The sequence below is a fragment of the Sphingomonas sp. CFBP 13603 genome, from assembly GCF_014892665.1.
In the GTDB taxonomy this organism is placed as follows: domain Bacteria; phylum Pseudomonadota; class Alphaproteobacteria; order Sphingomonadales; family Sphingomonadaceae; genus Sphingomonas.
In genome coordinates this window covers 136,259-161,660 of record NZ_JADBIA010000011.1, presented here as the reverse complement: position 1 = coordinate 161,660, position 25,402 = coordinate 136,259, and the positions used below count along the sequence as shown (strand labels likewise).

Genomic DNA, 25,402 nt, shown 5'->3' with positions numbered 1-25,402 from the left:
CCGTTCCCCAACTGGACCCCGGCCTCCGCCGGGGAGGTGCCTGTCGGCAAGTTAGCCGTCTCTTACTCCGCCGCCTCGGCCTCTACCCCGTTCCCGGCAACCTCGCCCGGAAGCGCCCAGATCAGGTCGCCCTTCCCCAGCACGCGCCCGTCATGCGACCGCACCGACACCGGCTGCAACGGCCGCCGATCGCGCGCGTCGACCAGGATCGGGAACGCCGGCACGCATGTCTCCCACCGCTCGCCCCATTGCCGCAGCGCAATCATCGTCGGCAGCAGCGCGAAACCCTTATCGGTCAGACCGTAGGCGATCTTGCGCCGATCCTCCGGAATGGGCTGCCGCTCCAGGATCCCGTGCTCGACCAGCCGCGCCAGCCGGTTCGCGAGGATATTGCGCGCAATCCCCAGTTCCGACTGGAACTCCTCGAAATGGTGCAGGCTATTGAACGACGCACGCAGGATCAGGAACGACCAGCGCTCGCCCATCGCCTCCAGCGCGGCGGGCAGGCTGCATTCGAGCAGGGGTTCGCGCAATTTTCCCACGGCGTCTTCCTTATTGGACAGCAACGGTACCGCATAAAAGGCCGGAGCGAAATGCCCCGATTTTCAGTTGCAACTCAAAACGTATCTAGATAAGTAGCAATTAGAAACCTTTTAGGAGTCGACCGATGTCTCGCATCACCCGCGCCCTTCTGACCGCCGTTCCCGCTCTGGCAACGGGGTTCGCCGCACTGGTCGCGACACCGGCATCGGCGCAGACCCCGATCAATTATTACGTTGCCGTCCCCGCCGCGGCGCCAACTTCCACGCGGCTGATCACCAACGGTACGCCGTGGCGCTGGGAGAATGCGGCATTCGTCTCCAGCAAGGCGCCCCAGCGCGACGTGATCCTCTGCGCCGCGGTCGCCAAGCGCGTCGGCCCGCTCGCCAGTTTCACGGTCGCGGGCAAGGCCTATGACGCCGAAGCGCTGGCCGCGTGCAACAACCACGCGAAATAACGAGGATTTTGTTGCAAAAGGGCGCGGCCCGGCCCCATCTACGGTCCGTGCTGCGCCAATATGAACTGGTCGATCGCGTCCTCGACTACGATCCCGACGCCGACGAGGCGATGCTGAACCGCGCCTATGTCTTCTCCATGCAGGCGCATGGGAGCCAGAAGCGCGCGTCCGGCGATCCGTATTTCAGCCACCCGATCGAGGTGGCCGGAATCCTCACCGACCTCCATCTCGATGCCGAGACGATCGCCACCGCGATCCTCCACGACACGATCGAGGATACGGTCGCGACGCCCGAGGAGATCGAGCGGCTGTTCGGCGCCTCGGTCGCGCGGCTGGTCGATGGCGTGACCAAGCTCAGCAAGATCGAGGCGCAGACCGAGAACGAGCGCGCCGCCGAAAATCTGCGCAAGTTCCTGCTTGCGATGTCCGACGACATCCGCGTGCTGCTGGTAAAGCTCGCCGACCGCCTCCACAACATGCGGACGCTGCATCACATCTCGAAGCCCGAGAAGCGCCGTCGCATCGCCAAGGAGACGATGGACATCTACGCGCCGCTCGCCGAGCGGATCGGCATGTACGAGTTCATGCGCGAGATGCAGTCGCTGGCGTTCGAACAGCTCGAGCCCGAAGCCTCCGAATCGATCAACCGTCGCCTCGAACAGCTCAAGCAGGGCGACGGCGACCGCATCGCCAAGATCGCGTCCGGCCTGAAGCTGGTGCTGTCGCGCGCCGGGGTCGAGGCGGAGATTTCGGGACGCGAGAAGCATCCCTATTCGATCTTCCGGAAGATGTCGGAGCGGCACATCAGCTTCGAGCAGCTGTCCGACGTCATGGCGTTCCGCGCGATCGTGCCGACCGAGGAGGATTGCTACCGGGTGCTCGGGATCATTCACCAGCGCTGGCCGATGGTCCCGGGCCGGTTCAAGGATTACATCTCGACGCCCAAGCGCAACGGATACCGCTCGCTGCACACGTCGGTGATCCACGCCGACAGCGCGCGGATCGAGATACAGATCCGCACCGCCGACATGCACGCGCAGGCCGAGTTCGGGCTGGCGGCGCACTGGGCCTACAAGCAGCAGATCAACGGCAGCGACCGCCAGGTCAGCTGGATCCGCGACCTCGTCGAGATCCTCGACACCGCCGAGAGCCCCGAAGAACTGCTCGAACACACGCGGATGGCGATGTACACCGATCGCATCTTCGCGTTCACGCCGAAGGGCGAGTTGATCCAGCTGCCCAAGGGCGCGACCTCGATCGACTTCGCGTACGCGGTGCACACCGATCTCGGCGACCAGGCGGTCGGCGCGAAGGTCAACGGCCGCGTCGTGCCGCTGTCGACGGTGATCGAGAACGGTGATCAAGTGCAGATCCTGCGCTCGAAGGGCCAGTCGCCGCAACCGCAATGGCTCAACGTCGCGACCACCGGCAAGGCGCTGGCCGCGATCCGCCGGCACCTGCGTCAGAAGGAGCGCGTCGAGCAGATCGCGCTCGGCCAGACCTTGTACGAGGATATCGTCACCCGCCTGCCCGCGCAGATCGGCACCGATGCGCTCAGCCACGCGCTGAAGCGGCTGAAGCTGCCCGACGATTCGTCGCTGATGGTGGCGATCGCGCGGCGGACGCTGTCCGATGCGGCGGTGATGGAGGCGTTGATGCCCGGCTCGGCGGGCGCGGACGTGACGCATGCGCTCGCGCCGCAATCGAGCGCGATCTCGATCAAGGGCCTGACCCCCGGTGTAGCCTACGACCTCGCTACGTGCTGTCACCCCGTGCCGGGCGACCGCATCGTCGGGTTGCGCCGACCCGATGCGGGAATCGAGGTCCACGCGATCGACTGCAAGGTCCTCGCCGAACTCGCCGAGCGATCGGAAAACGAGACCGACTGGGTCGACGTGGCATGGGGCGACGAGACCGAGGGCGCGGTCGCGCGGATATCGGTGATGGTGAAGAACGAGCCGGGCTCGCTCGGCATCGTCTCGACGATCATCGGCGGGCACAAGGCGAACATCATCAACCTGCGGCTCGATACGCGCGACAAGAGCTTCCACACCAACGAGATCGACGTCGAGGTGCATGACGTGCAGCAACTTATGCGGCTGATGGCCGGGCTGCGGGCGGCGGATGCGGTGCACACCGTGGAGCGAGTGTAGAAACATCCGACGATGACGGCGGCCGCGACGGACGCTAGACGGGACAGATGAACCGTCCGTCCCTTTCGATAGTCGTCCCCTGCTACAACGAGGCGGCGTGCCTCGACATCCTGCACGCGCGCATTTCCGGCGCGGCCAAGGTCGCGGTCGGCGACGATTACGAGATCGTCCTGATCAACGACGGCTCGCGTGACGACAGCTGGCCGGTGATGCAGCGCCTCGCCGCCGCCGATCCGCGGCTGGTCGCGATCAACCTCTCGCGCAACCACGGCCACCAGCTCGCGCTGACCGCCGGCCTGGACCTGTGCGCGGGCGAGCAGATCCTGATTATCGACGCCGATCTCCAGGACCCCCCCGAACTCCTGTCCGACATGCGCGCGGCGATGGCAGCGAGCCAAGCCGATGTCGTCTACGCGGTGCGCCGCCAGCGCGCGGGCGAAACGGTGTTCAAGAAAGCCACCGCCGCCGCCTTCTACCGCCTGCTGACGCGGATGACCGAAACCCCGATCCCGCTCGACACCGGCGACTTCCGCCTGATGAGCCGGCGCGCGCTGGATGCGTTCCTGTCGCTCCCCGAACAGGCGCGCTTCATCCGCGGGATGGTCGCCTGGATCGGCTTCAAGCAGGTGCCCTTCCCCTACGATCGCGCCGAGCGGCTCGCGGGCGAGACGAACTACCCGCTGGCGAAGATGATCCGCCTCGCGTTCGATGCCGTCACCGGCTTCTCGACCGCGCCGCTGCGGTTCGCCAGTCACGCCGGGCTCGCACTGACCGGCGTATCGCTGCTGCTGTTCGTCTATATCGCGATTGGTTGGCTATCGGGGAGCGCGGTGCAGGGCTGGACCTCGACGATGCTCGTCACCGTGTTCCTCGGCGCGGTGCAGATGTTCGTGCTGGGGATGATCGGCGAGTATCTCGGGCGGCTGTATGTCGAGTCCAAGCGCCGGCCGCTGTACATCGTCGCGGATGTCGCCGGCCCGATTCAGGGGAAGGCGACGCTCGGGTTTCGTGCGGAGCCGGTCGACGTGGTGCGGTTGCCTGAAGCGTCCCTTCCCATCCGCACCGACTGACGAACACCGCGTACCCCGATTCTGGCACCACCCCAATCCTCGAACCACCCCGGCGGAGGCCGGGGCCCAATTGGAAAGGTCGCAGTAACGAAGCGCGGGCTTCAGTGGCGACGTCTCCCAATTGGACCCCGGCCTCCGCCGGGGTGGTGGTTGGAGGGGCCCTGCCTCCTCCCTCCCGTTCGTGCTGAGCGAAGTCGAAGCACTTGCGCGCGGGGCATGTCCTTCGACTTCGCTCAGGAAGAACGGGTCACGGGCGGCGGTAACGATCCGGCGCAAGGATGTGCGGTAAGTTTACCGCGGCACCGCCAACGTCACGATCGAAACCCCCGGCGTCATCGGCACGCGCCCGACCAGATGCCGCTCCAGCCGGAAGATCTTCTCAAACAGCGCATTCACCAGCTTCGGCGGCGGTGAATCGTCGCTGTCGTCGCGTCCGGTCATCCGCCCGGCGATCCGTGCCGCCGCCGCCAGCGGGAACAGCAGCGAATTGAAATAGCCGAGCTTCTCCGGCTTCAACCCGGCGGTCTCGATCGCCGCCTGCAACGTCGCCTTCGAATAGCGCCGATGGTGATGGTTCACCACATCGTGTGCGCTCCACAGCCAGGCATGCGCCGGCACTGCGATCAAAATCTTGCCGCCCGGTGCCAGGCAATCGGCCATCGCCTTCAGCGCCGCGACGTCGTCCTCGATATGCTCGACCACGTCGAGAACGGCGATCAGGTCGTAATACTTCCGCGGCACGCCCGGCAGTTCGGGCAAAGGCGCGGCGCCGACCGGCTTCCCCAGCCGCTCGCTCGCGATCTCTCGCGCGGCGGGGTCGATCTCGATCGCGTCGATCTCGCCGAACTCGGCCAGCATCGGCAGGTTGTGCCCGGTGCCGCAGCCGATCTCGAGGATCTTCGCATCCTTCGGCAATGCGCCGTAGCGGGTCAGGTAATCGGCCAGGATGTCGCGGCGGGCGCGGTACCACCAGTGGGTGGAATCGTGGGCGGCCATCCGGTCGTAGACGATGCGGTCCATCAGTAAGTCGCCCAATTCATTGGAAGCATCAGTTGAAAACCCAGAAACGGTTGAGCACGAACGTCACGATCGCGGCAAGAAAGACGGCGGGGACCAGCGGGATCCACGGGTGCAGATGCAGCAACGCCGTGCCGATCCACGTGATGACGGCGTTGAGACTCAACCCCGCGGCCTGGACGATCACGAACTTGAAATGCCGCCCTGCCCCCGGTTCCTTCGCGTGCCCCTTGAAGCTCCAGCGGCTGTGCAGGAAGAACCCGACCACCACCGCGACCGCAAACGCGAACGGTACCGCGGCCACCGCCTGGCGTGGCGGGAAGACATACGCCGTCAGCGGCAGGTACACGAGCGAATATACTACGCTGGAAATACCGCCGGCGATGCCGAAGCGCACGAGCTGGCCGAGCACGCCGCTCGCCCGCATCTGCTCCACCTGTCGCCAAATCGCCTGCATGCCCGCCTTGTTCTTTACCCTCCGGCGATCGCGCCGGTGCCTTGTTCTTTACGGGCACCGCGATAGAGCGGCCGCGAAGACAAGCCCGCGCATCTAGAGCGCGTGCGGGCTGGAGGAAAGCGTTTTGGATCAGGCACCCCCCCCCGAGCAGTCGACGCCGCGGAACACGCTGCTCGACGAACTCGATCGGCATTGGATCAAGCTGACGCTGCTCGCCTGGGTGGCGGTGGCGGCGTGGTCGATGTTCGATCGCTGGGGCCAGATCCGCTGGCTGTCGCTCGGCGATACCGACGACAACATGCGGCTGATGCAGGTCCGCGCGCTGCTCGACGGGCAGGGCTGGTACGATCTGCGCAACTACCGGATGAACCCGCCGGTCGGTTTCGATATCCACTGGAGCCGGATCGTCGACCTGCCGATCGCCGGGCTGATCCTGTTCTTCCGCCTGTTCACCAGCAACAGCTGGGCGGAGCGGCTCGCCTGCGGGATCGCACCGTTGCTGCCGCTGTCGATCGCGATGCTCGGCATCGGCGCGACCGTGCGGCGGTTGATCAGCCCCTATGCGTGGCCGCTGGCAATCGTGTTCCTCGTCGGCGCGGTCGGCACGATGCTGATGTTCATGCCCGAGCGGATCGATCATCACGGCTGGCAGCTGGCGATGCTGAGCCTCACGGTCGCGGGGCTCTGCGATCCGAACGGCCGCCGTGGTGGCGCGATGGTCGGCATCGCGAGCGCGGTGTCGCTGTCGATCGGGCTCGAACTGCTGCCCTATGCGGCGATGGCGGGGGCGATCATCGCGCTGCGCTGGGTGTGGGACCGGTCGGAAGCCGAGCGCCTGTCGATCTATGCGTTGACGCTCGGCGGCGGCAGCACGCTCGGGTTCGCGCTGTTCGCGTCGAACGCCAACCAGGCGATGCGGTGCGATGCGCTGACGCCCGTGTGGCTGAGCGTGATGATCGCGGCGGGGATGCTGCTGTTCCTGCTCGCGCGGTTCGGGCCTTCGTCGCGCGGGATGCGGCTGGCGCTGGCGGTCGCGGCCGGGGCGGCGATCGTCGTCGGGTTCGCGCTCGTCTTCCCGCAATGCCTTGGCCGGCCCGAGGGGATTTCGCCCGAGCTGCAACGCAACTGGCTGGACAATGTCCGCGAGGCCAAGCCGATCTACAAGCACAGCTTCCGGGTCGGCTTCTCGCTGGCGACGCTACCGATCATCGGCCTGATCGGCGCGATCCTCGCGGCGTGGCGCGCGCGTCGCGACACCCGCGCGGTCGGTTGGGCGGCGGTCGCGCTGTTCACCGCGTTCGCCTGCGCGATGCTGTTGTGGCAGGTCCGTGCAGGCCCCGCCGCGCAGCTGCTGGCCGTTCCCGGCGCGACCGCGCTGGGCTGGCTGATCCTGCCACGACTGCTCGGCAACCGATCGATTGCCGTCCGCGTGCTGGGGACGGTGAGCGCGTTCCTGATCGTCTCCGGGTTGTTCGCCGGGATGGTGATCCGATACCTGCCGATCGACCGGCCGAAGCCCTATGAGAAGCGCGTCAATTCGGCGACCGGCAATTGCCTGCGCACGACCGTGCTGCTCGCTCTTAACAAATACCCCGCGCAGACCGTGTTCACCTTCGTCGACATGGGCCCCCGGCTGATCACGATCACGCATCACGACGCGATCGCGGGGCCGTACCACCGCAACGGCGATGCGATCCTCGACGTCCAGCACGCGTTCGGCGGCACCGCGGACCAGGCGCATGCGATCATCAAGCGCCACGGCGCGACGATGCTGCTGCTGTGCCCGAACGCGGCGGAATCGACCAACTACAAGGCGCGCAGCCCGAAGGGGTTCTATGCCGAGCTGGCGAAGAACGAGGTGCCGGCATGGCTGACGCCGCTACCGCTGCCCGCAAAGTCGCCGCTGCGACTGTTCAAGGTGGATTGAACCTCCGTCATCCCGGGTCGAGCCCGGGATGACGGACGGGCTTCAGCGCAGCACCACCGACAAGCCGTCGAGCACGAACTGCACCGCCAGCGCGGCCAGCAGCACGCCGAGCAGCCGCGTGATCACCGCCTCGATCTTCGCACCCAGGATCCGCATGATCGGCCCCGCCGCGAGCAGCGCGACCAGCGTCAGCAGCAGGATCGTGACCATCGCGGCCAGCACGACCGCCGAGCGCTCGATCCCGCTGTTGCGGCTCATCAACAGCATCACCGACGCGATCGAGCCCGGCCCCGCGATCATCGGCATCGCCATCGGGAAGATCGAGACGTCCTCGACTTCGGGATCGCTCGCGACCTTCGCCGCACGGTCCTCGCGGCGTTCGGTGCGCTTTTCGAACACCATTTCGAGCGCGATCAGGAACAGCATGATGCCGCCGGCGATGCGGAAGCTCGCCAGGCTGATCCCGAGGCCTTTCAGCAACGCCTCGCCGAACAGCGCGAACACGAACAGGATCGCCGCGGCGACTCCGACCGCACGCATCGCCATCGCGCGCTTCTGCAACGTCGATGCGCCCGCCGACAGCCCGGCATAGATCGGCGCGCAGCCCGGCGGATCGATCACCACGAAGAAGGTGATCAGCGACGAGATATAGAGTTCGATCACAGGCCCGTCCGATCCAGCGCAGCCTCATCGATCGCGACGCCTTCGCGGCGCCCCGCCGAGACCAGCGTGTTGCGCAGCAGGCAGGCGATCGTCATCGGCCCGACGCCCCCCGGCACCGGCGTGATCGCGCCCGCGACTTCGACCGCGCTCGCAAAATCGACGTCGCCGACGAGGCCGGCATCGGTCCGGTTGATACCGACGTCGATCACGGTCGCGCCGGGCTTCAGCCAGTCGCCCTCGATCATCTCGGGGATACCCACCGCCGCCACGACGATATCGGCGCGCCGGATATGCGCGGGGACATCCTTGGTACGGCTATGCACGACGGTCACGGTGCAGCTCTCGCGGAGCAGCAGTTGCGCCATCGGCTTGCCGACGATGTTCGAGCGCCCCACGACCACCGCCTCGAGCCCACTCAGGCTCGGCAGCACGCTCTTCAACAGCATCACGCAGCCAAGCGGCGTGCACGGCACGAACCCGGCCAAACCGGTCGCGAGTCGTCCCGCATTGATCGGATGGAAGCCATCGACGTCCTTGTCGGGATCGATCGCGGCAATGACCGCCTGCTCGTCGATATGCCTGGGCAACGGCAACTGGACGAGGATCCCGTCGATCGTCGGATCGGCGTTCAGCGTCGCGACCAGCGCGAGCAGGTCTTCGACCGGCACGTCGGCGGGCAGCCGGTGCTCGATGCTCTCCATCCCCGCCTCGCGCGTCGCCTTGCCCTTCGACCGGACATAGACGTTGGAGGCGGGATCCTCGCCGACCAGCACCACGGCAAGGCCGGGCGCACGGCCCGCCTCGGCGCGAAAGGCGGTGACGCCGTCTGCGATACGGGCCCGGAGGCCGGCGGCGAAGGCCTTGCCGTCGATGATGGTCGCGCTCATGCCCGCGGCCATAGAGCGCGGACGCGATTTCCGCCAGCACAGCGACGTCGCTCGCGACTCGACGATGATCGACCGCCTACACCCCCATCGACATCCCCGACAGGTACGCTGCCGGTCCTAGCGCTGGGCCGGCCCTAGCGCTGGGCAGTGACGATCGCCTTCTGCGTGGACGCGAGCGGCACGGGGTCACCGCCACGATCGTAGAACGCCATCATCAGAACCCCTGCTGCGAGGATCACGCCGGTGATCGCGTAGATCAGGGGCTTACGGTCCCTGGTATGATCCCTGGGCGCAACATCGATGCGGTTTGCCATTCATCACTCTCCGAAGTCCGGCAGGTCGTCCTGCTCTGATGTGGAGGCTAACAGCTTTCATCGCACTGCATAGGGGCTATCGCGATCCGACCGTCACCCACGGATCCGTCGACGATACGCCACCGTTGGACGGGTAGCGTCTGGCCGCCGCGCCTGCTTTTCCGTTAGCATCGCCGCATGATCTTGATCGCAATCGCGTTGGCGCAGGCTTCGGCACCGTTCGGTGGCGAATTTCCTGTGGAAGCTCTCGATATCTGCGCGGCCAACCGTGCGTTGAGCGGCAAGGAGCTGGACAAGGCGCTGCGCGACGCCGCCAGGCAACGCGGATGGACCGATGTCGAGACGGCCATGCTGATCCAGGGATGCGCCTCCTATGCTGAAGGCATGGAGGAGGGGCGCAAGAGCGTCGAGGCACGGATCAAGGCCGAACAACGCCAGAAGCAGATGGCCCGGCAGCAGCAGCTGAACCAGCAGCAATGACATAGCCGCGACCTGCGGCTCCCCGTTCTCCGATGATGCGTTCTCGCACCCCGCGTTCTCCCAACACGCGACGGCAAGACGTCAGCCCTTCCACTCCTCCAGCGCATCGTCGTAGCGCTGCTTCTCGTCTTCTACCGCCGCCCGCGCCTTTTCCACGGCCTTGTCCCGCGATCGCTCCAGCTCGCGGCGTTCGCGCGCCAACGCCGCCTCGCGCTCGGTGATCTTCCGCAACGTGCGGCGAAACTCGGATTCGCATGCCTCGAATGCTTCCTCAGCGGCCTCCAGCGCACGACGGCTCGGTTTGGGCTTGGGTTTGGGCTTGGGTTTGGGTTTGGGTTTAGGAGCCGCCACTGGAGTTGGCGTTGGAGCCACCTTCGCCCGCGAGCGCCGCGGTCCACCCTCATCCTCGTCAGGCGCATCGACCTTGCGCGACGTCGCCGGAGCACGCGCCGGCAGTGCCGCGATCTGTTCGGCGGTCGTGCCGCGCGATCGCTTGATCACCACGCCAGGCGACGCCAGCGGTTCGGCTGACAGATCCGGATCGGTCACCAGTTCGGCGATCCCGCGCGCGAACAGGTCGTGGTCGCTGCCCCACGCCGCCAGCGCCGCCTTCTGGCTCGGCGCCGCGACATAGGCGTCGTGGAAGCCCGCCGCCGTCCGATATACCTTCAGCTTGCCCGCGCGTGCCATGCATCATGGCTAGCGTGGCCATTTCCGTGGCGCCACCCCATTACGTCGCACGGCAAACCCCCCTATACGCGCCTCATGTGGCTTGCGATCCTAATGTCCGCGCTGGCGATGACCGCGATCGTCGGCGTCCGCTATCTCATCGTCTCGGGCGCGTTCGCCGCCGCGACGCGCGCGCGGCATCCCGGCCTGTACCGCGGGCTCGACAGCCAGATGCGGCGAGAGATCGGCTGGAGCATCGCCTCGGCCGCGATCTACGGCGTGCCCGCGGGCATCCTCGCCTGGGGCTGGCAGAATCGCGGCTGGACCAAGGTCTATGCCGACGTCCACGCCTACCCGCTCTGGTACCTGCCGGTCTCGGTGGTGCTCTATCTCTTCGCGCACGATACCTGGTTTTACTGGACGCATCGCTGGATGCATTGGCCGCGGCCGTTCAAGCTCGCGCACGCGGTCCATCACGCCAGCCGCCCGCCGACGGCTTGGGCGGCGATGGCGTTCCACCCGATCGAGGCGATCACCGGCGCTGTGATAATTCCGCTACTGGTGCTCCTGATTCCGATCCATGTCGGCGCACTCGGTTTGGTCCTGACCATCATGACGGTTATGGGAGTGACCAATCACATGGGATGGGAGATATTCCCCAGGTTCATGTGGCGGGGAGCATTGGGGGGATGGCTGATAACGGCCAGCCACCATCAGCGACATCATGAACAATACGGATGCAATTATGGGCTATATTTCCGAGTCTGGGACCGGCTCTGCGGCACCGACCGAGGCCTTGGCGATTTCGCCAAATCGCATGCCAAGGCGCGCGCGAAAGCCGCGGCTGGTGGCGGCGGCCGCGATCGCGTGGGCGATGCTGGCAGCGACGGCGCCGGTCACGCGGCTTGACGTAGAGGTCGACAATCTCCGCTCGGCTAAGGGCATGATCCGGATCTGCCTGACCGCCGATCCCGACAATTTCCCCGCCTGCGTCGACGATGCCAACGCGCTGACGCGTTCGATCCCGGCCAGCGTCCACACCACCAGCTTCCCCGGCCTGCCGCAGCGCGGCTATGCGCTCGCGATCATCCACGACGAGAACAGCAACGCGAAGCTCGATACGATCGCGGGCATCCCGCGCGAGGGCTATGGCTTCTCGCGCAATGCCGCGGTGCGGTTCGGTCCGCCGCGCTTTTCCGCCGCCCGGTTCATGCTGGCGGGTGATGCCGAATTGCAACAGGTGAAAATGCGTTACATCTTCTGACCGATCGTGACGGACCGAAAACGGTTTTACCGCGTTTGGCCGTGGAACCTTTTTGTCCGGAGCATTTCCTTGCGCGCATTCACTCTCTTCACGTCTGCCGCAACCGCGGCGCTTGCCATCGCCACGCCGGCTTTTGCCCAGACCGATCCCAACCCGTCGCCGACGATCACCGACCCTCGCGACAACAACCGTATCACCATTGCGCTCGGTGCGGTGTCGATGCCCGATTACGAGGGTGCGGACAGCAATTCCTTCACTCCCGCCGGCGCCATCGTCGGCTCGGTGCGCGGGCATGACTTCTTCCTCCGCGGCACGCAGCTCTACTTCAACCTGATCCCGAACACGGGCGAAGTCGGCATCAACTACGAAGTCGGTGTCATCGGTGGCGTCCGTCGCGATCGCACCGGCGACATCGACAACCGCCAGGTCCGCGCACTCGGCAAGATCGATACCGCGTACGAGCTCGGCGGCTATGTCGGCATCGGCAAGACCGGCGTCATCACCAGCGACTACGACACGATCACCGCGCGCGTCGCGTACGTCCACGACGTGTCGGGCACCTACGACAGCTACGTCATCACCCCGCAGGTAAACTACACCACGCCGCTGTCGGTCCGTACGCTCGTCTCGCTCGGCGTGTCGGCGGATTATGCCGGCAAGGGCTTCGGTCGCACCTATGCGGCCGTGACGCCGATCGGCTCGCTGAACAGCGGCCTGCGCACCTACGACGTCAACGACAGCGGCTTCCGTCGCGCGAACGCCTCGCTGTTCGTCGTGCAGAGCCTGTCGGGCGATCTTCGCCACGGCTTCGGCGTCGGTGCCGGCGTGCTCTACGGTCGCATGCTCGGCAAGTACAAGAATACCCCGATCGTCGCCGATGTCGGCGATGCGGACCAGTGGCTCTATGCCCTTGGATTGACCTACACTTTCTGATCTGAATTATTTTTTCTGCAGGTCTTGAAACCCTGCATCCAAAAGCCGTCTGCAGTCGTTACTCGACGCGGACGGCTTTTTTTATGTCCGTAACAGAGCGGGTTACGAATGAGTTCCGGTAAACGGGACCGGTCGGAGACTGGAATGTTGCGCCATCGCCGCAGACGATTTCGACGTCCGAAACAACAAGGGGAGGACCCTGAATATGACCGAGAGCGTGCACCTGATCGAAGCCCTCGATGCCCGCGTGGAGCGGCGCAACGACCGACGTGATTTCTTCAAGAACGCGCTGGGCGCAGCCGCCATCACCGCCGCCGGTGCGACCGCGCTGTCGATGTCCAGCGCCGCCGCCGCGCAGTCGGTCAGCGAAGCCGACATCCTGAACTTCGCGCTCAACCTCGAATATCTCGAGGCGCAGTTCTACTCCTACGCCGCCTACGGCACCGGCCTCGACAACGCGCTGCTCACCGGCACCGGCCAGCAGGGCGCGGTTCGTGGTGGCCGTCGCGTCAACTTCACCGATCCGATCGTCGCACAATATGCGCGTGAGATCGCCCAGGACGAGATCGCGCACGTTCGCTTCCTGCGCACCGCGCTCGGCACCTCCGCCGTCTCGCAGCCGGTGATCGACGTCAGCGTCTCGCCGACCAGCGCCTTCTCGGTCGCCGCACAGGCTGCAGGGCTTGTCCCCGCCGGCACCGCGTTCGATCCCTATGCCACCGACGAGGCATTCCTGCTCGGCGCGTTCATCTTCGAAGACGTCGGCGTGACCGCGTACAAGGGCGCAGCGCGCTTCCTCAGCACGCCTGCGACGCTCGAGGCCGCTGCCGGCCTGCTCGCGGTCGAGGCGTATCACGCCGCGATCGTCCGCACGACGCTGTACGGCAAGGGTATCGACACCCCGTCGCTGCGCACGTCCGCCGATGCCATTTCGCGTGCGCGCGACAGCCTCGACGGCGGTGGTGCCAACACGACGATCTTCGGTGCGAACGATATCGATCAGGGCATCTCGTCGTACCAGGCAACGCCGATCAACCTCTCGGCTACGCAGGCGGCCGTCACCGTGTCGAACATCGTCCCGCTCGACGCGGACGGTGTCGCCTACAGCCGCTCGGCCAGCCAGGTGCTCAACATCGTGTACCTCAACGGCGGCGCCGCATCGGCAGGCGGTTTCTACCCGTCGGGCATGAACGGCAACATCAGGACGAGCGTGGCGGCAGGCTGATCCGCCAGCCCTACCCACAGCCCGACCTTACGCCTTCATCGATATTCAGGGGATTCACCCAATGACCGATATCAATACCAAGCTGGAAGTATTCGACGCGATCGCCAGCCGTCGCAACGAACGTCGTAGCTTCCTCCGCTTCGCCGGCGGTTCCGCGCTCGCCATCGGTGGCGCCTCGCTGCTGTCGGCATGCGGCAGCGACGACGAGGATCTGGCCCCGACGCCGACCCCCGGCCCGACGCCGACCCCGGCGCTGAACGACGCCGACGTGCTCAACTTCGCGCTCAACCTCGAATATCTCGAAGCGCAGTTCTACGCGTTCGCGGCATTCGGCGTCGGCCTCAATGCCAGCCTGCTGACCGGTACCGGTACGCAGGGCGCGGTCACCGGCGGCGCGCAGGTGCCGTTCCAGGATGCCGTGGTGCGTGAATATGCCCGCGAGATCGCGATCGACGAAGTCGCACACGTCGCGTTCCTGCGTCGCGCGCTCGGCAACGCCGCCGTCGCGCAGCCCGCGATCAACATCTCGGGCGGTACCGCAGCAGCCCCAGGCGCCTTCACCGCGGCGGCGCGTGCGGCCGGCGTCATCCCGGCAACCGGCGTGTTCAATCCCTATGCGGACGACAACAGCTTCCTGCTCGGTGCGTTCATCTTCGAGGACGTCGGCGTCTCGGCCTACAAGGGCGCAGCACCGCTGATCTCGAACCCGACCTATCTCGAGGCGGCAGCGGGCATCCTCGCGGCAGAGGCCTACCATGCCGGTCTCGTCCGCACGGTCCTCTACCGCAAGGGTCTCGACGTCCGGAACCCGACCCCGGCGCTGATCACCGGTGCGAACCAGATCAGCAACGCCCGCGACAGCCTCGATGGCGCAAGCGACATCGATCAGGGCATCACCGGTACCGATGCGACGGTCTCGAACATCGTGCCGACCGATGCCAACGGCCTCGCCTACAGCCGCTCGACCGGCCAGGTGCTCAACATCGTCTATCTCAACAGCGCAGCCGTCGCGATGGGCGGGTTCTTCCCGGCCGGCGTCAACGGCAACATCCGGACCAGCGCCGCGCGCGCATGAGGCCCATCGCCGATTGAACATGAAACCTTGGCCGCGGCGAATACAGGGATCGCCGCGGCCCTTGTTTGGGGAATGACCATGACCAACTTCACGAAGCTCACCATGCTCGCCGGCCTCGCCGCTGCGGGCATTTTTGCCGTTCCCGCCGCCGCGCAGGACATGACCACCGACGAAGACCGTAATCCGTTCTCGGGCGTCTATATCGGTGCGGCCGGCGGCTACGACGTCCAGCCCAACGACATCGGCTCGTCGATCCTGTTCGACCGCAACGGCGACGGCAATTTCAACGACAGCGTCAACACGATCCGCGGCGCCAACGCATTCTCGCCGGGCTTCTGCAACGGTTCCGCTCGCACTGCGGTGCCCGCCTATGGCTGCCGCAACGATGACGACGGCTGGTCGTATTACGGCCGCGCAGGCTTCGACGTGCAGCGCGGTCCGTTCGTGGTCGGCATCGTCGGCGAATTCGGCAAGTCCGAGATCACCGACAGCGTCGCCGCCTTCTCGACCACGCCCGCCAGCTACACGATGGCGCGCAAGCTGAAGTGGGAAGGATCGGCCCGCCTCCGCGCCGGTCTCGCCGCCAACAAGACCTTGTTCTACGCCACCGGCGGCGCCGGCTATGCCAAGATCGACAATCTGTTCTTCACCACCAACACCGCCAACGCGTTCGCAGCCACCGGCTCGGACAAGCGCTGGGGCTATGTCGGCGGCGGCGGCATCGAGCAGAAGCTGACCAAGAACATCTCGATCGGGATGGAATACACCTATCACCAGTACAAGGACGACGACGCCCGCGTCCTGGTCACCGCCGGCACCGCGCTCGCCGGCAGCCCGGTCCTCCTGGCGAACAACCCGTTCGTCCTCGCCCCCAACACCGCGGGCACCACCTTCCGCCGCAGCGACGAGAACTTCCGCTGGCACAGCCTCCGCGGCACGGTGAACTTCCGGTTCTAAGGCGAAGGGCGGCCTGCACCACCCTGGTGCAGGACTCGCCCAAGCCCGGCCAGCGCAGCAAAGCACGCCACAAGGCGTAGCTTTGCTACGACTGACGGCGCGCGGAGTAAGGAAAAGGCCGCTGCCCCAAACCGGGCAGCGGCCTTTTCTCGGTTCAGCAAGCGTGCGCTCGCCGTCAAAAAACCAACATCCACATTGCCACCACCCCGGCGAAGGCCGGGGCCCAGTTGGAAGGGCGGATATAACGAAGCACCGCCGATCGTTACCGCCGTCCCCCAACTGGACCCCGGCCTCCGCCGGGGTGGTGAACCTTCGATCGGCAGGATGCCCAGCCGAAGCCCATGCACTTTCCCCGCACACCCCAAGCCCCCAAATTCCCCATTGCACCCCACCCCAAGCCCCCTATGCTTACCCCACCCCGGGGGAGCGCTTTATCCGCGCTTGAGAGGAAGGCAGGAGCCTTCGACCCGCTGAACCTGATCCGGTTGATACCGGCGGAGGGAGGGAGCGGTCGCCACAGAACCGCAATCCTTGCTCCGAGACCCGTAGGAGCAAGCGCATGGCCATCGATACGCAATCCAAGACCGCAGACATCGGCGTTACCACCGGCCCGATCCGAGGCTCCCGGAAAATCCACGTAGCGGTCCCGACCAGCCCAGACGTCCGCGTCGCCATGCGCGAGATCGTCCTGGACCCAAGCTGCAGCGAGCCCCCCCTGCGCGTCTACGACACCAGCGGCCCCTACACGGACCCCCGCGCGCAAATCGACATCAACGCCGGCCTCCCCCAACTCCGCCGCGCCTGGATCGAAGCCAGAGGCGACGTGGAATCCTACGAAGCCCGAGAACTCCGCCCCGAAGACAACGGCCAGCTAGGCCCCGACCGTTCGGGCGGAGTCCCCCAGTTCCCCGCCACCATCAAACGCCCCCTCCGCGCGCGCGCCGGCGCCAACGTAAGCCAGATGCACTACGCCCGCCGCGGCATCATCACCCCGGAAATGGAATACGTCGCCACCCGAGAAAACCTCGGCCGCGCCATGCTGAAAGACTACAAGCGAGACGGCGAAAGCTTCGGCGCAAGCATCCCCGACTTCGTAACCCCCGAATTCGTCCGCGACGAGATCGCCCGCGGCCGCGCGATCATCCCCAACAACATCAACCACCCCGAATCCGAACCGATGGCGATCGGCCGCAACTTCCTCGTCAAGATCAACGCCAACATCGGCAACTCCGCGGTCGCCAGCAACGTCGCCGCCGAAGTCGACAAGCTCGTCTGGTCGATCCGCTGGGGCGCCGACACGGTGATGGACCTCAGCACCGGCCGCAACATCCACGACACCCGCGAATGGATCCTGCGCAACTCGCCCGTCCCGATCGGCACCGTCCCCATCTACCAGGCGCTCGAAAAGGTCGGCGGCGTCGCCGAGGATCTCACCTGGGAGATCTTCCGCGACACGCTCATCGAGCAGGCCGAACAGGGCGTCGATTACTTCACGATCCACGCCGGCGTGCGCCTCGCCTACATCCCGATGACCGCGAAACGCGTCACCGGCATCGTCTCGCGCGGCGGCTCGATCATGGCGAAATGGTGCCTCAGCCACCACAAGGAAAGCTTCCTCTACGAGCGCTTCGACGAGATCACCGAGATCATGAAGGCGTACGACATCGCCTACAGCCTCGGCGACGGCCTGCGCCCCGGCAGCATCGCCGACGCCAACGACGAAGCGCAGTTCAGCGAACTCTACACGCTAGGCGAACTCACCCACCGCGCGTGGAAGAGCGACGTCCAGGTCATGATCGAAGGCCCCGGCCACGTGCCGATGCACAAGATCAAGGAGAACATGGACAAGCAACTCGAAGTCTGCGGCGAAGCACCCTTCTACACGCTAGGGCCACTCACCACCGACATAGCCCCCGGCTACGACCACATCACCAGCGGCATCGGCGCCGCGATGATCGGCTGGTACGGCACCGCGATGCTCTGCTACGTCACGCCGAAGGAGCATCTAGGCCTCCCCGACCGCGACGACGTGAAAGTCGGCGTCGTAACCTACAAACTAGCCGCCCACGCCGCCGACCTGGCGAAGGGCCACCCCGCCGCCCAGATGCGCGACGACGCGCTCAGCCGCGCAAGGTTCGAATTCCGCTGGAGAGACCAGTTCAACCTCTCCCTCGACCCCGACACCGCCGAACAATACCACGACCAGACGCTCCCAGCCGAAGGCGCCAAGACCGCCCATTTCTGCAGCATGTGCGGCCCAAAATTCTGCTCGATGAAGATAACGCAAGAGGTGCGGGATTTTGCGGCAAAGCAGAACGCGCCGGCGGATACGTTCCTAGCCGCAGACGTCGACCAGACCGACACGGACCGAGCGATTTTCGCAAAGGGCAGCCATGCCGATGCGGAAAGAGGCATGGCCGACATGAGCGAAAAATTCCGTGAAAAAGGAAGCGAGATCTACCTGCCAGCGGAGTAAGCAAATGGACCGGTAATCAAAAGTCGATTATCGGTCCATCTTGCCTCAGGGACATTCAGGTAAGCTTAGTAAGTTATTCGGTTGCTCACCGTCATTCTGCGTTTTGAGGTATTTGTTACCACTCGCCGAAACCGCTACGATGACCCATACGCTCGATCCACCTACGCTGACGTAAAATTGCCAACTTCCCCCTTCAATTGCCGCAATTGCCTCAGTTTGCGTCATTTTCCAGCGCGAAGGAGTAGCGCCCCCGACATTCGTGATTCGATCGTGTGCACTGCTGCGATCAGTTTTATTAATGCATTGAATTTGCGCGTTATTGGCCAAAATAATATCCCTCGCCTGATGATTTATCGATTGAAACCTAGTGCAATATCTTGTTTTCTTAGGTCGCTGACAATTGAGACTGGCGAGTATTATTCCGGCTGAGAAAATTTAGTACCGTTCGTTTTTACTATTGCTACGAGATAGAGAAATAATCTGCGCTATGCCGACTGTGTAAAGAAAAAAACTAGGAGTAATAAGAGCTTATGGTTGTTAAGAGAAATTCTCGTCAATATCGGAATCTTTTTCGAAATTAATACTGGCATTGTACCCACAAGATGTCGGCTATTGCCTAAATCTTCCTTCGATGCGTTGCGCGCACGATCGGCGTGGCAGCTCAAATCTCAAGCTACAGATTACTGCGCCAGCACATTCAGTGCCCGGGTACCATGCACGACCCGCACGATATCCACGCTGTCGCGCTCCACGCGATACAGCACGAGATAATTGCCGACCGTGATGCTTCGTGCGCCAGTCCCGATCTCCGGCCGCGCCGGACCACTTTCGGGATAGTCCGCTAACCGAGCCACACTCGACACGAGTCGCTCGACCAGTCGCGTTGCCGCATCGGGATCGTGCCGTGCGATATACAGCCATATGTCGTCGACATCGCGTATCGCCTGCGGGAGGCGACGGATCTTCATCCGTGCTTGCGAACCGCCTCACCAGACTGGCCACCGCGGCGTGCTATATCTGCGGCATTGAAATTGCCGTCGACGGGAGGGCCACTGCCGATGCCCTGAGCCCAGGACCGGACCAGCACATCGAGCGAACCACTGTCGCCATTGCGCAGATCGTCGAGGTAATCGAACGGATCGCGCTCGCTCACCCCCGATGCACGGCCTTCGTCGACCGCAGCCTGCAACGCCGCCAGTCTCTTGAGATGATCTAGGTCGCGCGCAACGAGATCGACGACATAAGCGCCGACGCTCTCATAGCGACCTTCAGCGACCTGCCTGTCGGCCCAAGCCGTCAGGTCGTCGGGAAGAGATACATCGATCTGCGCCATATCTCGATCCTATGCCGTCGCTGCGATCGCGACAAGCGGATCAATAATGATACCGGCACTGCGCGACCTGCAACGTCTGCGCATCGCCGCTTCCCGTCACGCGGTACACGAGTCGGTGCTCGTGGCTGATCCTGCGCGACCACCAGCCCGACAGATTGCCGCCGAGCGGTTCGGGCTTGCCCGTACCTTTGAAGGAATTGCCTCGGCATTCCTCGATCAGCGCGTGTAACTTGTCGACCAGTTTCGCGTCGTGATCCTGCCAGTGACGATAGTCCTCCCAAGCCGTCGGCCAGAAGGCTACGTTCACGGAAAAGGAACTGCTTCTGCATCGTCGGCCTCGAACCCGCGGACCGCTTCCAGCAACCGTTCGGCGTTCTCGGGCGAGCGCAACAGATAGAGCGTCTCTTCCATCCCGGCCCATTCGCTCGCCGAAATCAACACGACATTCTCGCCACGCTGGCGCGTGATCATCACGGGGGCCCGGTCCGCTACGACCTTGTCGAGTACGGACTTCAGGTTCTCGCGCGCTTCGGAATAGGTCACGGTCTGCATGCGTGGAAGATGGACAGTATTATGTCCAATGTCAATCATGCGCGGCTGTCGTGAAGGATGCCCTCGAGCCACACCTCCGCCCACAAAAAGTCCAACAGCCCACGCAAACGCTGTCCTACACGCCGCCCGCCTGATCCGCTCCCGGCATGACCAGACCCACGCGCACGCGCGCTCGCCGCGATGTCATGCCCGACATCGCCCCCGCTCTCGAACCGGCCGCCCCCAAGCCAACCGCACGGACCACCGCGATGACCATCATCGAGGCCGAGCATCTCCCGACGGTCGAGGACTTCGACCTCGCCGAGTACGACTGGGTGCCGGTCCGCCGGAAGGTACGGCATGATGGCTGGACGGTCGCGACGCAGCAGGCGTTCATCGGCGTGCTCGCGGATACCGGCTCGGTCACGCAGGCCGCGCGCGAGGTGAACATGTCGGCGACCTCGTGCTACCGCCTGCGCCGCGCGGCCGATGGCGCAGCGTTCGCGGCGGCGTGGGATGCGGCGGTGCAGACCGCGTCGCTGCGGCTGGTCGATCTCGCCTTCGACCGCGCGATCAACGGATCGCCCGAGCCGGTGTTCGACCGCGACGGCAACCGCGTCGGCCAGCGCATCCGCTACAACGATCGCCTGCTGATGTTCCTCCTGCGCGCGCACCAACCCGATCGCTATCGCACCCCCGGCCAGTCGCCGGCGCCGGCGCCCATCCCGGTACCGCCGGTCGAGACCACGCTCGCCGCGCTCGCGCCGCCGATGCCCGCCGAACCGCACCGCCTGATGGCCCCCGAGGCGCTGGCGACCGCGCTCGAAGTCGCCGATATCCGCGCCGAACCCGTGGCCAAGCCCCGTCCCGCGCCACCCGATCCCTCACCGCTCGGCCCGACTTTCGAGGCGCAGCTTGCGGCGGCCAAGGCGACGATCCCGCCGAAATATCCGGAAAGAATCCGCGCCGAAGACGAAGGTGAGGATGACCATGAAGGTCGCGGCCGGCGCCGTTTCCGAGCGTAACTTTATCGTGACCTTTGGCGCCGGCCATCTCCCAACCTACCGCTTCCGAACGAACTCCGCGCGCAGCACCAGCCCCTTGATCCCCTCGTACCGGCAGTCGATCTCCTGCGCGTCGCCGGTCAGCCGGATCGACTTGATCAGCGTGCCGCGCTTGAGCGTCTGCCCCGCGCCCTTCACGGTCAGGTCCTTGATCAACGTCACCTGGTCGCCGTCCGCGAGCACATTGCCGACCGAATCCCGCACCACGACCACGCCGTCATCCGCCGCCATCGCGGTCGCCGCACCGCCCGCAACCCACTCGCCGGTCGCTTCGTCGTAAGTGTATTCGTCGCTCATCGGTCGGTCTCCGGCAGCGCCCAGTCGATCGGAGGGCGCGCGTTGGTTTCGAGAAAGGCGTTGGCCCGGCTGAACGGCCGCGATCCGAAGAACCCGGTCCGCGCGGCCAGCGGCGACGGGTGCGCGGACTGGATCACCAGATGGCGTCCACCCTTGGTCACATCATCGACGAACGCCGCCTTCTTCTGCGCATACGCCCCCCACAGCAGGAAGACGACCGGTTTGTCCTGCGCGTTGACCGCCGCGATGACCGCATCGGTAAACCGCTCCCACCCGCGCTTCTGGTGCGACGCCGCCTCCCCCATCCGCACGCTCAGCACCGCGTTGAGCAACAGCACGCCTTGTGCGGCCCAATGATCCAGCATGCCGTGGCGTGCCCGCGGGATCCCCAGATCCGCCTCCAGCTCCTTGTAGATATTCACCAGGCTAGGCGGCGTCCGCACCCCCTTCCGCACCGAGAAGCTCAGCCCATGCGCCTGCCCCTCGCCGTGGTACGGATCCTGCCCCAGGATCACGCACCTGACCTGATCGAGCGGCGTCAGCTCCAACGCCCGAAACCGGTCCGCATCCTCCGGGAAGATCCGCGCCCCCGCCGCCCGCTCGGCCTCCAGAAACGCATCGAGCTCGCGCATGTACGGCGCCTCGAACTCGACTTGGAGCGACTGCCAGCTTGCGGGGAGGTTGGGTGTCATCATCTCCGGTCGCATGTCGGACAGGGCAGGGGAGTGTCAATCGTCCCACTCGTTCCCCCGCGAAGGCGGGGGCCCAGGATCACAAACGATGCCGCCCGAGACCCTGGACCCCCGCCTCCGCGGGGGAACAGCTTTGTGGCTGGGCCTGATGACCAAACGCTCGCACTCCGCGCCGTGCCCCCTTATATGCGCCGCCATGACCGAGATCACCGTCGCCGCGCTGCAGCTGGGCTTCACGCCCAACATCGACCGCAACATCGCCAACGTGTCGCGCCTCGTCCACGAGGCCGCCGCGAAAGGTGCGCAGGTCATCCTCCCCCCCGAACTGTTCGAAGGCGAGTATTTCTGCCGCGTCGAGGACGAGGGCCTCTTCGCCAATGCCGCCCCGGTCGGCGAGCACAAGGCGGTGCTCGCGATGCAGGCGCTCGCCGAGGCGCTCAAGGTCACCATCCCGACCAGCTTCTTCGAGGCGGACGGCCCGCACCATTACAACAGCCTCGCGATGATCGGCCCCGACGGCAACGTGCAGGGCGTCTACCGCAAGAGCCACATCCCCGACGGCCCCGGCTACGAGGAGAAGTTCTACTTCCGCCCCGGCAACACCGGCTTCAAGGTCTGGCCGCATGCGTCGGAGGCCGGGCGGACGACGCTCGGCGTCGGCGTCTGCTGGGACCAGTGGTACCCGGAGACGGCGCGCGCGATGATGCTGATGGGCGCGGAAATCCTGTTCTACCCGACCGCGATCGGCAGCGAGCCGCACGACACGTCGCTCGACACCGCGCGACTGTGGCGCCGCGCCATGGTCGGCCACGCGGTCAGCAACGTCGTCCCGATCGTGGCCGCCAACCGCGTCGGCGTCGAGCACGGCCAGACCTTCTACGGCACCAGCTTCATCGCCGACGAGCGCGGCGACATCCTGGCGGAGCTAGGCCGCGACGACGAGGGCGTGATCACCGCGACGATCGACCTCGACATCGTCAAGCGCCACCGCGCCGCGTTCGGCTTCTTCCGCGACCGCCGCCCGGACCTGTATGGCCGCCTGGTCCAAGACATCTGACGACTTAATCCTCCCCCGCAAGGGGCAGGATCAAGGGATCAGAACCACGCCAGCCCAGCCAGCAACGCCCCCACCAGCGCAGCCGCCCCCGCAACCCACAGCAACCACCGCCGCCCGGTCAGCGCTGTAATCGACGCCAGCGCGATCGCCACCTGGATCGCGGTCACCGCCAGCGCCAGCTTCGTATGCGGCCGCAGCGCTTCGTCCGACTCTCCATCCGCCGCCACCGAGCGCCGATCGAGCGTCTCCGCCTCCCGCTTCAACGCCGTCCCCCGCGCCTTGTACCGCGCGATATCCGCCCGGTGCGTCGCCATCTGCGTGGCGCCGAACCCAGGCGGCGCAAGATCGACCTCCATCTGCGCGATATGCCGCTTCAGGTCCTCCGCCTGGTAATAGCCCCACGCATCCGACGCCTGCGCCTTGATCAGCACCGCCTCGTTCTTGTGAAGCAACGCCTCGTTCTGCGTATGCCCGCCGAGGAAGCTGGTCACCGCCGCCAGCGTTGCCAGCACCGCAGTGAACAGCGCGATCCGCTGGTCGAACGCCTCACCCTTGGTCGCGCGCTCTTCCGACAGTTGCTCATGCAGCCCGCGCACTTCGAAATCATCGTCCATGCTCGTCGCTCTGGCCCTGCGCGCGTGACTGGACGCTGATGATCGCGTGACATAGTCGTCAGCGCGCCATGATCCGTCCTCGCTCGATACTGCTCGCTCTCGCGCTCCTCGCCGGCTGCGCGACGCCGTCCGTGAAGACTATGCCGCCGAGCGATCACTTCAACGGAACGCGCTTCTTCAACCCCGACGGCGTGCAGGGCAGCACCGGGGAGCAGAAGCAGGGCCCGGTCGCGCTGCTCCGCAATCTCGTAAAGCCCCCCTACCGAAGCTGGCCAGAAGTCCCCGTAACCCCGACGCGGCCCCCGGCGCGGGTCGAGGGCCAGACGATGCGCGTCACCTGGATCGGCCATTCGACCGTGCTGGTGCAGACCCAGGGGCTCAACATCCTGACCGATCCGATGTGGCTCGAACGATCGTCCCCTGTCCAGTTCGTCGGCGTGAAGCGCGTCCGCGAACCCGGCGTGCGTCTCGCGGACCTGCCGAAGATCGACCTGATCCTGCTCAGCCACGACCACCGCGACCACCTCGACATGCGTGCGATGCGACGGCTCTGGCACCGCGATAAACCACTGATCGTGACCGGCCTCGGCAACGACCAGATATTCGCGCGCAGCGGCGTCCACGCGGTCGCGCGCGACTGGGGCGGGCGCGTGACGCTACGTCCCGGCATCGACGTGATCGTCGACCGCGCGCATCACTGGAGCGAATACGACCCCGGCGACCGCGACAAGACGCTCTGGGCTGGCTTCACCGTGACGCTACCCGGTGGGAACCTGTATTTCGCGGGCGACACCGGGCCGGGCGATATGCGCTGGGCACCCGAAGCGCGCGCCGCCGGCCCGGTCCGCCTCGCGATCCTGCCGATCGGCGCGTATCATTTCGCAGGACACGAGACCGACAACCACATCGGCCCGGACCAGGCGGTGACCGCGTTCGATCAGCTCGGCGCGGCGTACGCGATCGGCGTCCACTGGGGCACGTTCGAGCTGACGTCGGAGGGTATCAACGAACCACCCGAGCATCTCCGCGCGGCGCTGATCCGCGAACACATCCCCGCGAACCGCTTCCGCACACCCGAAGCCGGCGAGCCCTGGGTGATCGAGTAACGCCCAATCCCCCGAGTTCCCCAGGAGCCCACCGTTGCGCACCTCCCCGGCGGAGGCCGGGGCCCAGGTGGGAAGCGCCGCTAATTAGCCGCTGCGCTCCATTACTACGGCCTCACCAACTGGACCCCGGCCTCCGCCGGGGAG

The 25,402-nt window shown here is 65.6% G+C and carries 30 protein-coding genes and 1 riboswitch; of the genes, 15 read left to right on the top strand and 15 right to left on the bottom strand.

Features of this window, described 5'->3' with window-relative positions; all coding sequences use genetic code 11:
* Nucleotides 1-62 precede the first annotated feature (62 nt).
* Nucleotides 63-485: a winged helix-turn-helix transcriptional regulator gene (locus IFR23_RS16330; protein ID WP_192976819.1), complete on the bottom strand. Its 423-nt coding sequence runs from the start codon at nucleotides 483-485 to the stop codon at nucleotides 63-65.
* 182 nt (nucleotides 486-667) lie between these two features.
* Between IFR23_RS16330 and IFR23_RS16325 the strand changes: the two genes are divergently transcribed.
* From IFR23_RS16325 to IFR23_RS16315, 3 genes are read left to right on the top strand one after another with little or no spacing between them, the layout of a single operon-like run.
* Nucleotides 668-997, top strand: a complete 330-nt coding sequence (locus tag IFR23_RS16325) for a CC_3452 family protein (RefSeq protein ID WP_107964184.1) — start codon at nucleotides 668-670, stop codon at nucleotides 995-997.
* Nucleotides 998-1,044: 47 nt separating this feature from the next.
* Complete coding sequence (locus IFR23_RS16320; protein WP_107964183.1) at nucleotides 1,045-3,150, top strand: RelA/SpoT family protein; 2,106 nt, start codon at nucleotides 1,045-1,047, stop codon at nucleotides 3,148-3,150.
* Between the two features lie 47 nt (nucleotides 3,151-3,197).
* Entirely contained in the window at nucleotides 3,198-4,220 is a 1,023-nt protein-coding gene (locus IFR23_RS16315; protein ID WP_192976797.1) for a glycosyltransferase family 2 protein, read from the top strand.
* Between the two features lie 291 nt (nucleotides 4,221-4,511).
* Here the strand turns inward: IFR23_RS16315 and IFR23_RS16310 are convergent, their stop codons facing one another.
* Entirely contained in the window at nucleotides 4,512-5,240 is a 729-nt protein-coding gene (locus IFR23_RS16310; protein WP_192976796.1) for a class I SAM-dependent methyltransferase, read from the bottom strand.
* A gap of 28 nt (nucleotides 5,241-5,268) precedes the next feature.
* Entirely contained in the window at nucleotides 5,269-5,694 is a 426-nt protein-coding gene (locus tag IFR23_RS16305) for a GtrA family protein (RefSeq protein ID WP_192976795.1), read from the bottom strand.
* Between the two features lie 124 nt (nucleotides 5,695-5,818).
* Here IFR23_RS16305 and IFR23_RS16300 point away from each other — a divergent pair, with 124 nt between their 5' ends.
* A complete protein-coding gene (locus IFR23_RS16300; protein WP_192976794.1) occupies nucleotides 5,819-7,621 on the top strand; it encodes an AcrB/AcrD/AcrF family protein in 1,803 nt (600 codons plus the stop codon).
* A gap of 42 nt (nucleotides 7,622-7,663) precedes the next feature.
* On the opposite strand, the gene IFR23_RS16295 is transcribed toward IFR23_RS16300, so the two are convergent.
* From IFR23_RS16295 to IFR23_RS16285, 3 genes are all read right to left on the bottom strand, one after another.
* Nucleotides 7,664-8,284, bottom strand: a complete 621-nt coding sequence (locus tag IFR23_RS16295) for a MarC family protein (RefSeq protein ID WP_107964179.1) — start codon at nucleotides 8,282-8,284, stop codon at nucleotides 7,664-7,666.
* Complete coding sequence (gene folD / locus IFR23_RS16290; RefSeq protein ID WP_192976793.1) at nucleotides 8,281-9,171, bottom strand: bifunctional methylenetetrahydrofolate dehydrogenase/methenyltetrahydrofolate cyclohydrolase FolD; 891 nt, start codon at nucleotides 9,169-9,171, stop codon at nucleotides 8,281-8,283. Before folD ends, IFR23_RS16295 begins: the two co-directional genes overlap by 4 nt.
* Nucleotides 9,172-9,305: 134 nt before the next feature.
* Nucleotides 9,306-9,485 (bottom strand): hypothetical protein, encoded by a 180-nt coding sequence (locus IFR23_RS16285; RefSeq protein ID WP_192976792.1) that lies wholly within the window; start codon nucleotides 9,483-9,485, stop codon nucleotides 9,306-9,308.
* Between the two features lie 177 nt (nucleotides 9,486-9,662).
* On the opposite strand from IFR23_RS16285, the gene IFR23_RS16280 reads away from it, so the two are divergent.
* Nucleotides 9,663-9,965 (top strand): hypothetical protein, encoded by a 303-nt coding sequence (locus IFR23_RS16280; RefSeq protein ID WP_107964177.1) that lies wholly within the window; start codon nucleotides 9,663-9,665, stop codon nucleotides 9,963-9,965.
* Nucleotides 9,966-10,046: 81 nt separating this feature from the next.
* Here IFR23_RS16280 and IFR23_RS16275 read toward each other — a convergent pair whose 3' ends face one another.
* The gene (locus tag IFR23_RS16275) at nucleotides 10,047-10,655 is read right to left on the bottom strand and encodes a hypothetical protein (RefSeq protein WP_192976791.1); all 609 of its coding nucleotides are present in this window, start codon (nucleotides 10,653-10,655) and stop codon (nucleotides 10,047-10,049) included.
* 75 nt (nucleotides 10,656-10,730) lie between these two features.
* Here IFR23_RS16275 and IFR23_RS16270 point away from each other — a divergent pair, with 75 nt between their 5' ends.
* The 7 genes from IFR23_RS16270 (at nucleotide 10,731) to thiC (ending at nucleotide 18,564) form a co-directional block, all read left to right on the top strand.
* On the top strand, nucleotides 10,731-11,543 hold the full coding sequence (locus tag IFR23_RS16270) for a sterol desaturase family protein (RefSeq protein ID WP_192976790.1): 813 nt from the start codon (nucleotides 10,731-10,733) through the stop codon (nucleotides 11,541-11,543).
* Complete coding sequence (locus IFR23_RS16265; RefSeq protein WP_107964218.1) at nucleotides 11,509-11,898, top strand: DUF2141 domain-containing protein; 390 nt, start codon at nucleotides 11,509-11,511, stop codon at nucleotides 11,896-11,898. Before IFR23_RS16270 ends, IFR23_RS16265 begins: the two co-directional genes overlap by 35 nt.
* 69 nt (nucleotides 11,899-11,967) lie before the next feature.
* Nucleotides 11,968-12,831, top strand: coding sequence for a MipA/OmpV family protein (locus IFR23_RS16260; protein ID WP_192976789.1), 864 nt, complete (start codon nucleotides 11,968-11,970; stop codon nucleotides 12,829-12,831).
* 205 nt (nucleotides 12,832-13,036) lie between these two features.
* Nucleotides 13,037-14,056: a ferritin-like domain-containing protein gene (locus tag IFR23_RS16255; protein ID WP_192976788.1), complete on the top strand. Its 1,020-nt coding sequence runs from the start codon at nucleotides 13,037-13,039 to the stop codon at nucleotides 14,054-14,056.
* A 61-nt stretch (nucleotides 14,057-14,117) separates the two neighbouring features.
* Nucleotides 14,118-15,131 carry a ferritin-like domain-containing protein gene (locus IFR23_RS16250; RefSeq protein ID WP_192976787.1) on the top strand — a complete coding sequence of 338 codons (1,014 nt, stop codon included), beginning with the start codon at nucleotides 14,118-14,120 and terminating at the stop codon, nucleotides 15,129-15,131.
* Nucleotides 15,132-15,209: 78 nt separating this feature from the next.
* Nucleotides 15,210-16,088, top strand: coding sequence for an outer membrane protein (locus IFR23_RS16245; RefSeq protein ID WP_244655733.1), 879 nt, complete (start codon nucleotides 15,210-15,212; stop codon nucleotides 16,086-16,088).
* A gap of 409 nt (nucleotides 16,089-16,497) precedes the next feature.
* A riboswitch (TPP riboswitch) is annotated at nucleotides 16,498-16,608 on the top strand.
* A 39-nt stretch (nucleotides 16,609-16,647) separates the two neighbouring features.
* Nucleotides 16,648-18,564 (top strand): phosphomethylpyrimidine synthase ThiC, encoded by a 1,917-nt coding sequence (gene thiC, locus IFR23_RS16240; protein WP_192976786.1) that lies wholly within the window; start codon nucleotides 16,648-16,650, stop codon nucleotides 18,562-18,564.
* Nucleotides 18,565-18,609: 45 nt separating this feature from the next.
* Here thiC and IFR23_RS16235 read toward each other — a convergent pair whose 3' ends face one another.
* The 5 genes from IFR23_RS16235 to IFR23_RS16215 form a co-directional block, all read right to left on the bottom strand.
* Nucleotides 18,610-18,891: a DUF3892 domain-containing protein gene (locus IFR23_RS16235; RefSeq protein WP_192976785.1), complete on the bottom strand. Its 282-nt coding sequence runs from the start codon at nucleotides 18,889-18,891 to the stop codon at nucleotides 18,610-18,612.
* Between the two features lie 353 nt (nucleotides 18,892-19,244).
* The gene (locus tag IFR23_RS16230; protein WP_192976784.1) at nucleotides 19,245-19,532 is read right to left on the bottom strand and encodes a type II toxin-antitoxin system RelE/ParE family toxin; all 288 of its coding nucleotides are present in this window, start codon (nucleotides 19,530-19,532) and stop codon (nucleotides 19,245-19,247) included.
* Nucleotides 19,529-19,897: a ribbon-helix-helix domain-containing protein gene (locus tag IFR23_RS16225; RefSeq protein ID WP_192976783.1), complete on the bottom strand. Its 369-nt coding sequence runs from the start codon at nucleotides 19,895-19,897 to the stop codon at nucleotides 19,529-19,531. Before IFR23_RS16225 ends, IFR23_RS16230 begins: the two co-directional genes overlap by 4 nt.
* A gap of 40 nt (nucleotides 19,898-19,937) precedes the next feature.
* Nucleotides 19,938-20,204 (bottom strand): Txe/YoeB family addiction module toxin, encoded by a 267-nt coding sequence (locus IFR23_RS20325; RefSeq protein WP_342344983.1) that lies wholly within the window; start codon nucleotides 20,202-20,204, stop codon nucleotides 19,938-19,940.
* Nucleotides 20,201-20,449: a type II toxin-antitoxin system Phd/YefM family antitoxin gene (locus IFR23_RS16215; RefSeq protein WP_192976781.1), complete on the bottom strand. Its 249-nt coding sequence runs from the start codon at nucleotides 20,447-20,449 to the stop codon at nucleotides 20,201-20,203. Before IFR23_RS16215 ends, IFR23_RS20325 begins: the two co-directional genes overlap by 4 nt.
* 146 nt (nucleotides 20,450-20,595) lie before the next feature.
* Between IFR23_RS16215 and IFR23_RS16210 the strand changes: the two genes are divergently transcribed.
* Entirely contained in the window at nucleotides 20,596-21,453 is an 858-nt protein-coding gene (locus IFR23_RS16210) for a hypothetical protein (RefSeq protein ID WP_192976780.1), read from the top strand.
* Nucleotides 21,454-21,489: 36 nt separating this feature from the next.
* Here the strand turns inward: IFR23_RS16210 and IFR23_RS16205 are convergent, their stop codons facing one another.
* Nucleotides 21,490-21,789, bottom strand: a complete 300-nt coding sequence (locus tag IFR23_RS16205) for an alkylphosphonate utilization protein (RefSeq protein ID WP_192976779.1) — start codon at nucleotides 21,787-21,789, stop codon at nucleotides 21,490-21,492.
* Nucleotides 21,786-22,481: a uracil-DNA glycosylase gene (ung, locus tag IFR23_RS16200; RefSeq protein ID WP_446740923.1), complete on the bottom strand. Its 696-nt coding sequence runs from the start codon at nucleotides 22,479-22,481 to the stop codon at nucleotides 21,786-21,788. Before ung ends, IFR23_RS16205 begins: the two co-directional genes overlap by 4 nt.
* Nucleotides 22,482-22,677: 196 nt before the next feature.
* On the opposite strand from ung, the gene aguB reads away from it, so the two are divergent.
* The gene (gene aguB, locus IFR23_RS16195) at nucleotides 22,678-23,538 is read left to right on the top strand and encodes an N-carbamoylputrescine amidase (protein WP_192976777.1); all 861 of its coding nucleotides are present in this window, start codon (nucleotides 22,678-22,680) and stop codon (nucleotides 23,536-23,538) included.
* A gap of 38 nt (nucleotides 23,539-23,576) precedes the next feature.
* On the opposite strand, the gene IFR23_RS16190 is transcribed toward aguB, so the two are convergent.
* Nucleotides 23,577-24,152 carry a DUF4337 domain-containing protein gene (locus tag IFR23_RS16190; protein ID WP_192976776.1) on the bottom strand — a complete coding sequence of 192 codons (576 nt, stop codon included), beginning with the start codon at nucleotides 24,150-24,152 and terminating at the stop codon, nucleotides 23,577-23,579.
* A gap of 68 nt (nucleotides 24,153-24,220) precedes the next feature.
* Here IFR23_RS16190 and IFR23_RS16185 point away from each other — a divergent pair, with 68 nt between their 5' ends.
* Entirely contained in the window at nucleotides 24,221-25,258 is a 1,038-nt protein-coding gene (locus IFR23_RS16185; protein ID WP_192976775.1) for an MBL fold metallo-hydrolase, read from the top strand.
* Nucleotides 25,259-25,402 lie beyond the last annotated feature (144 nt).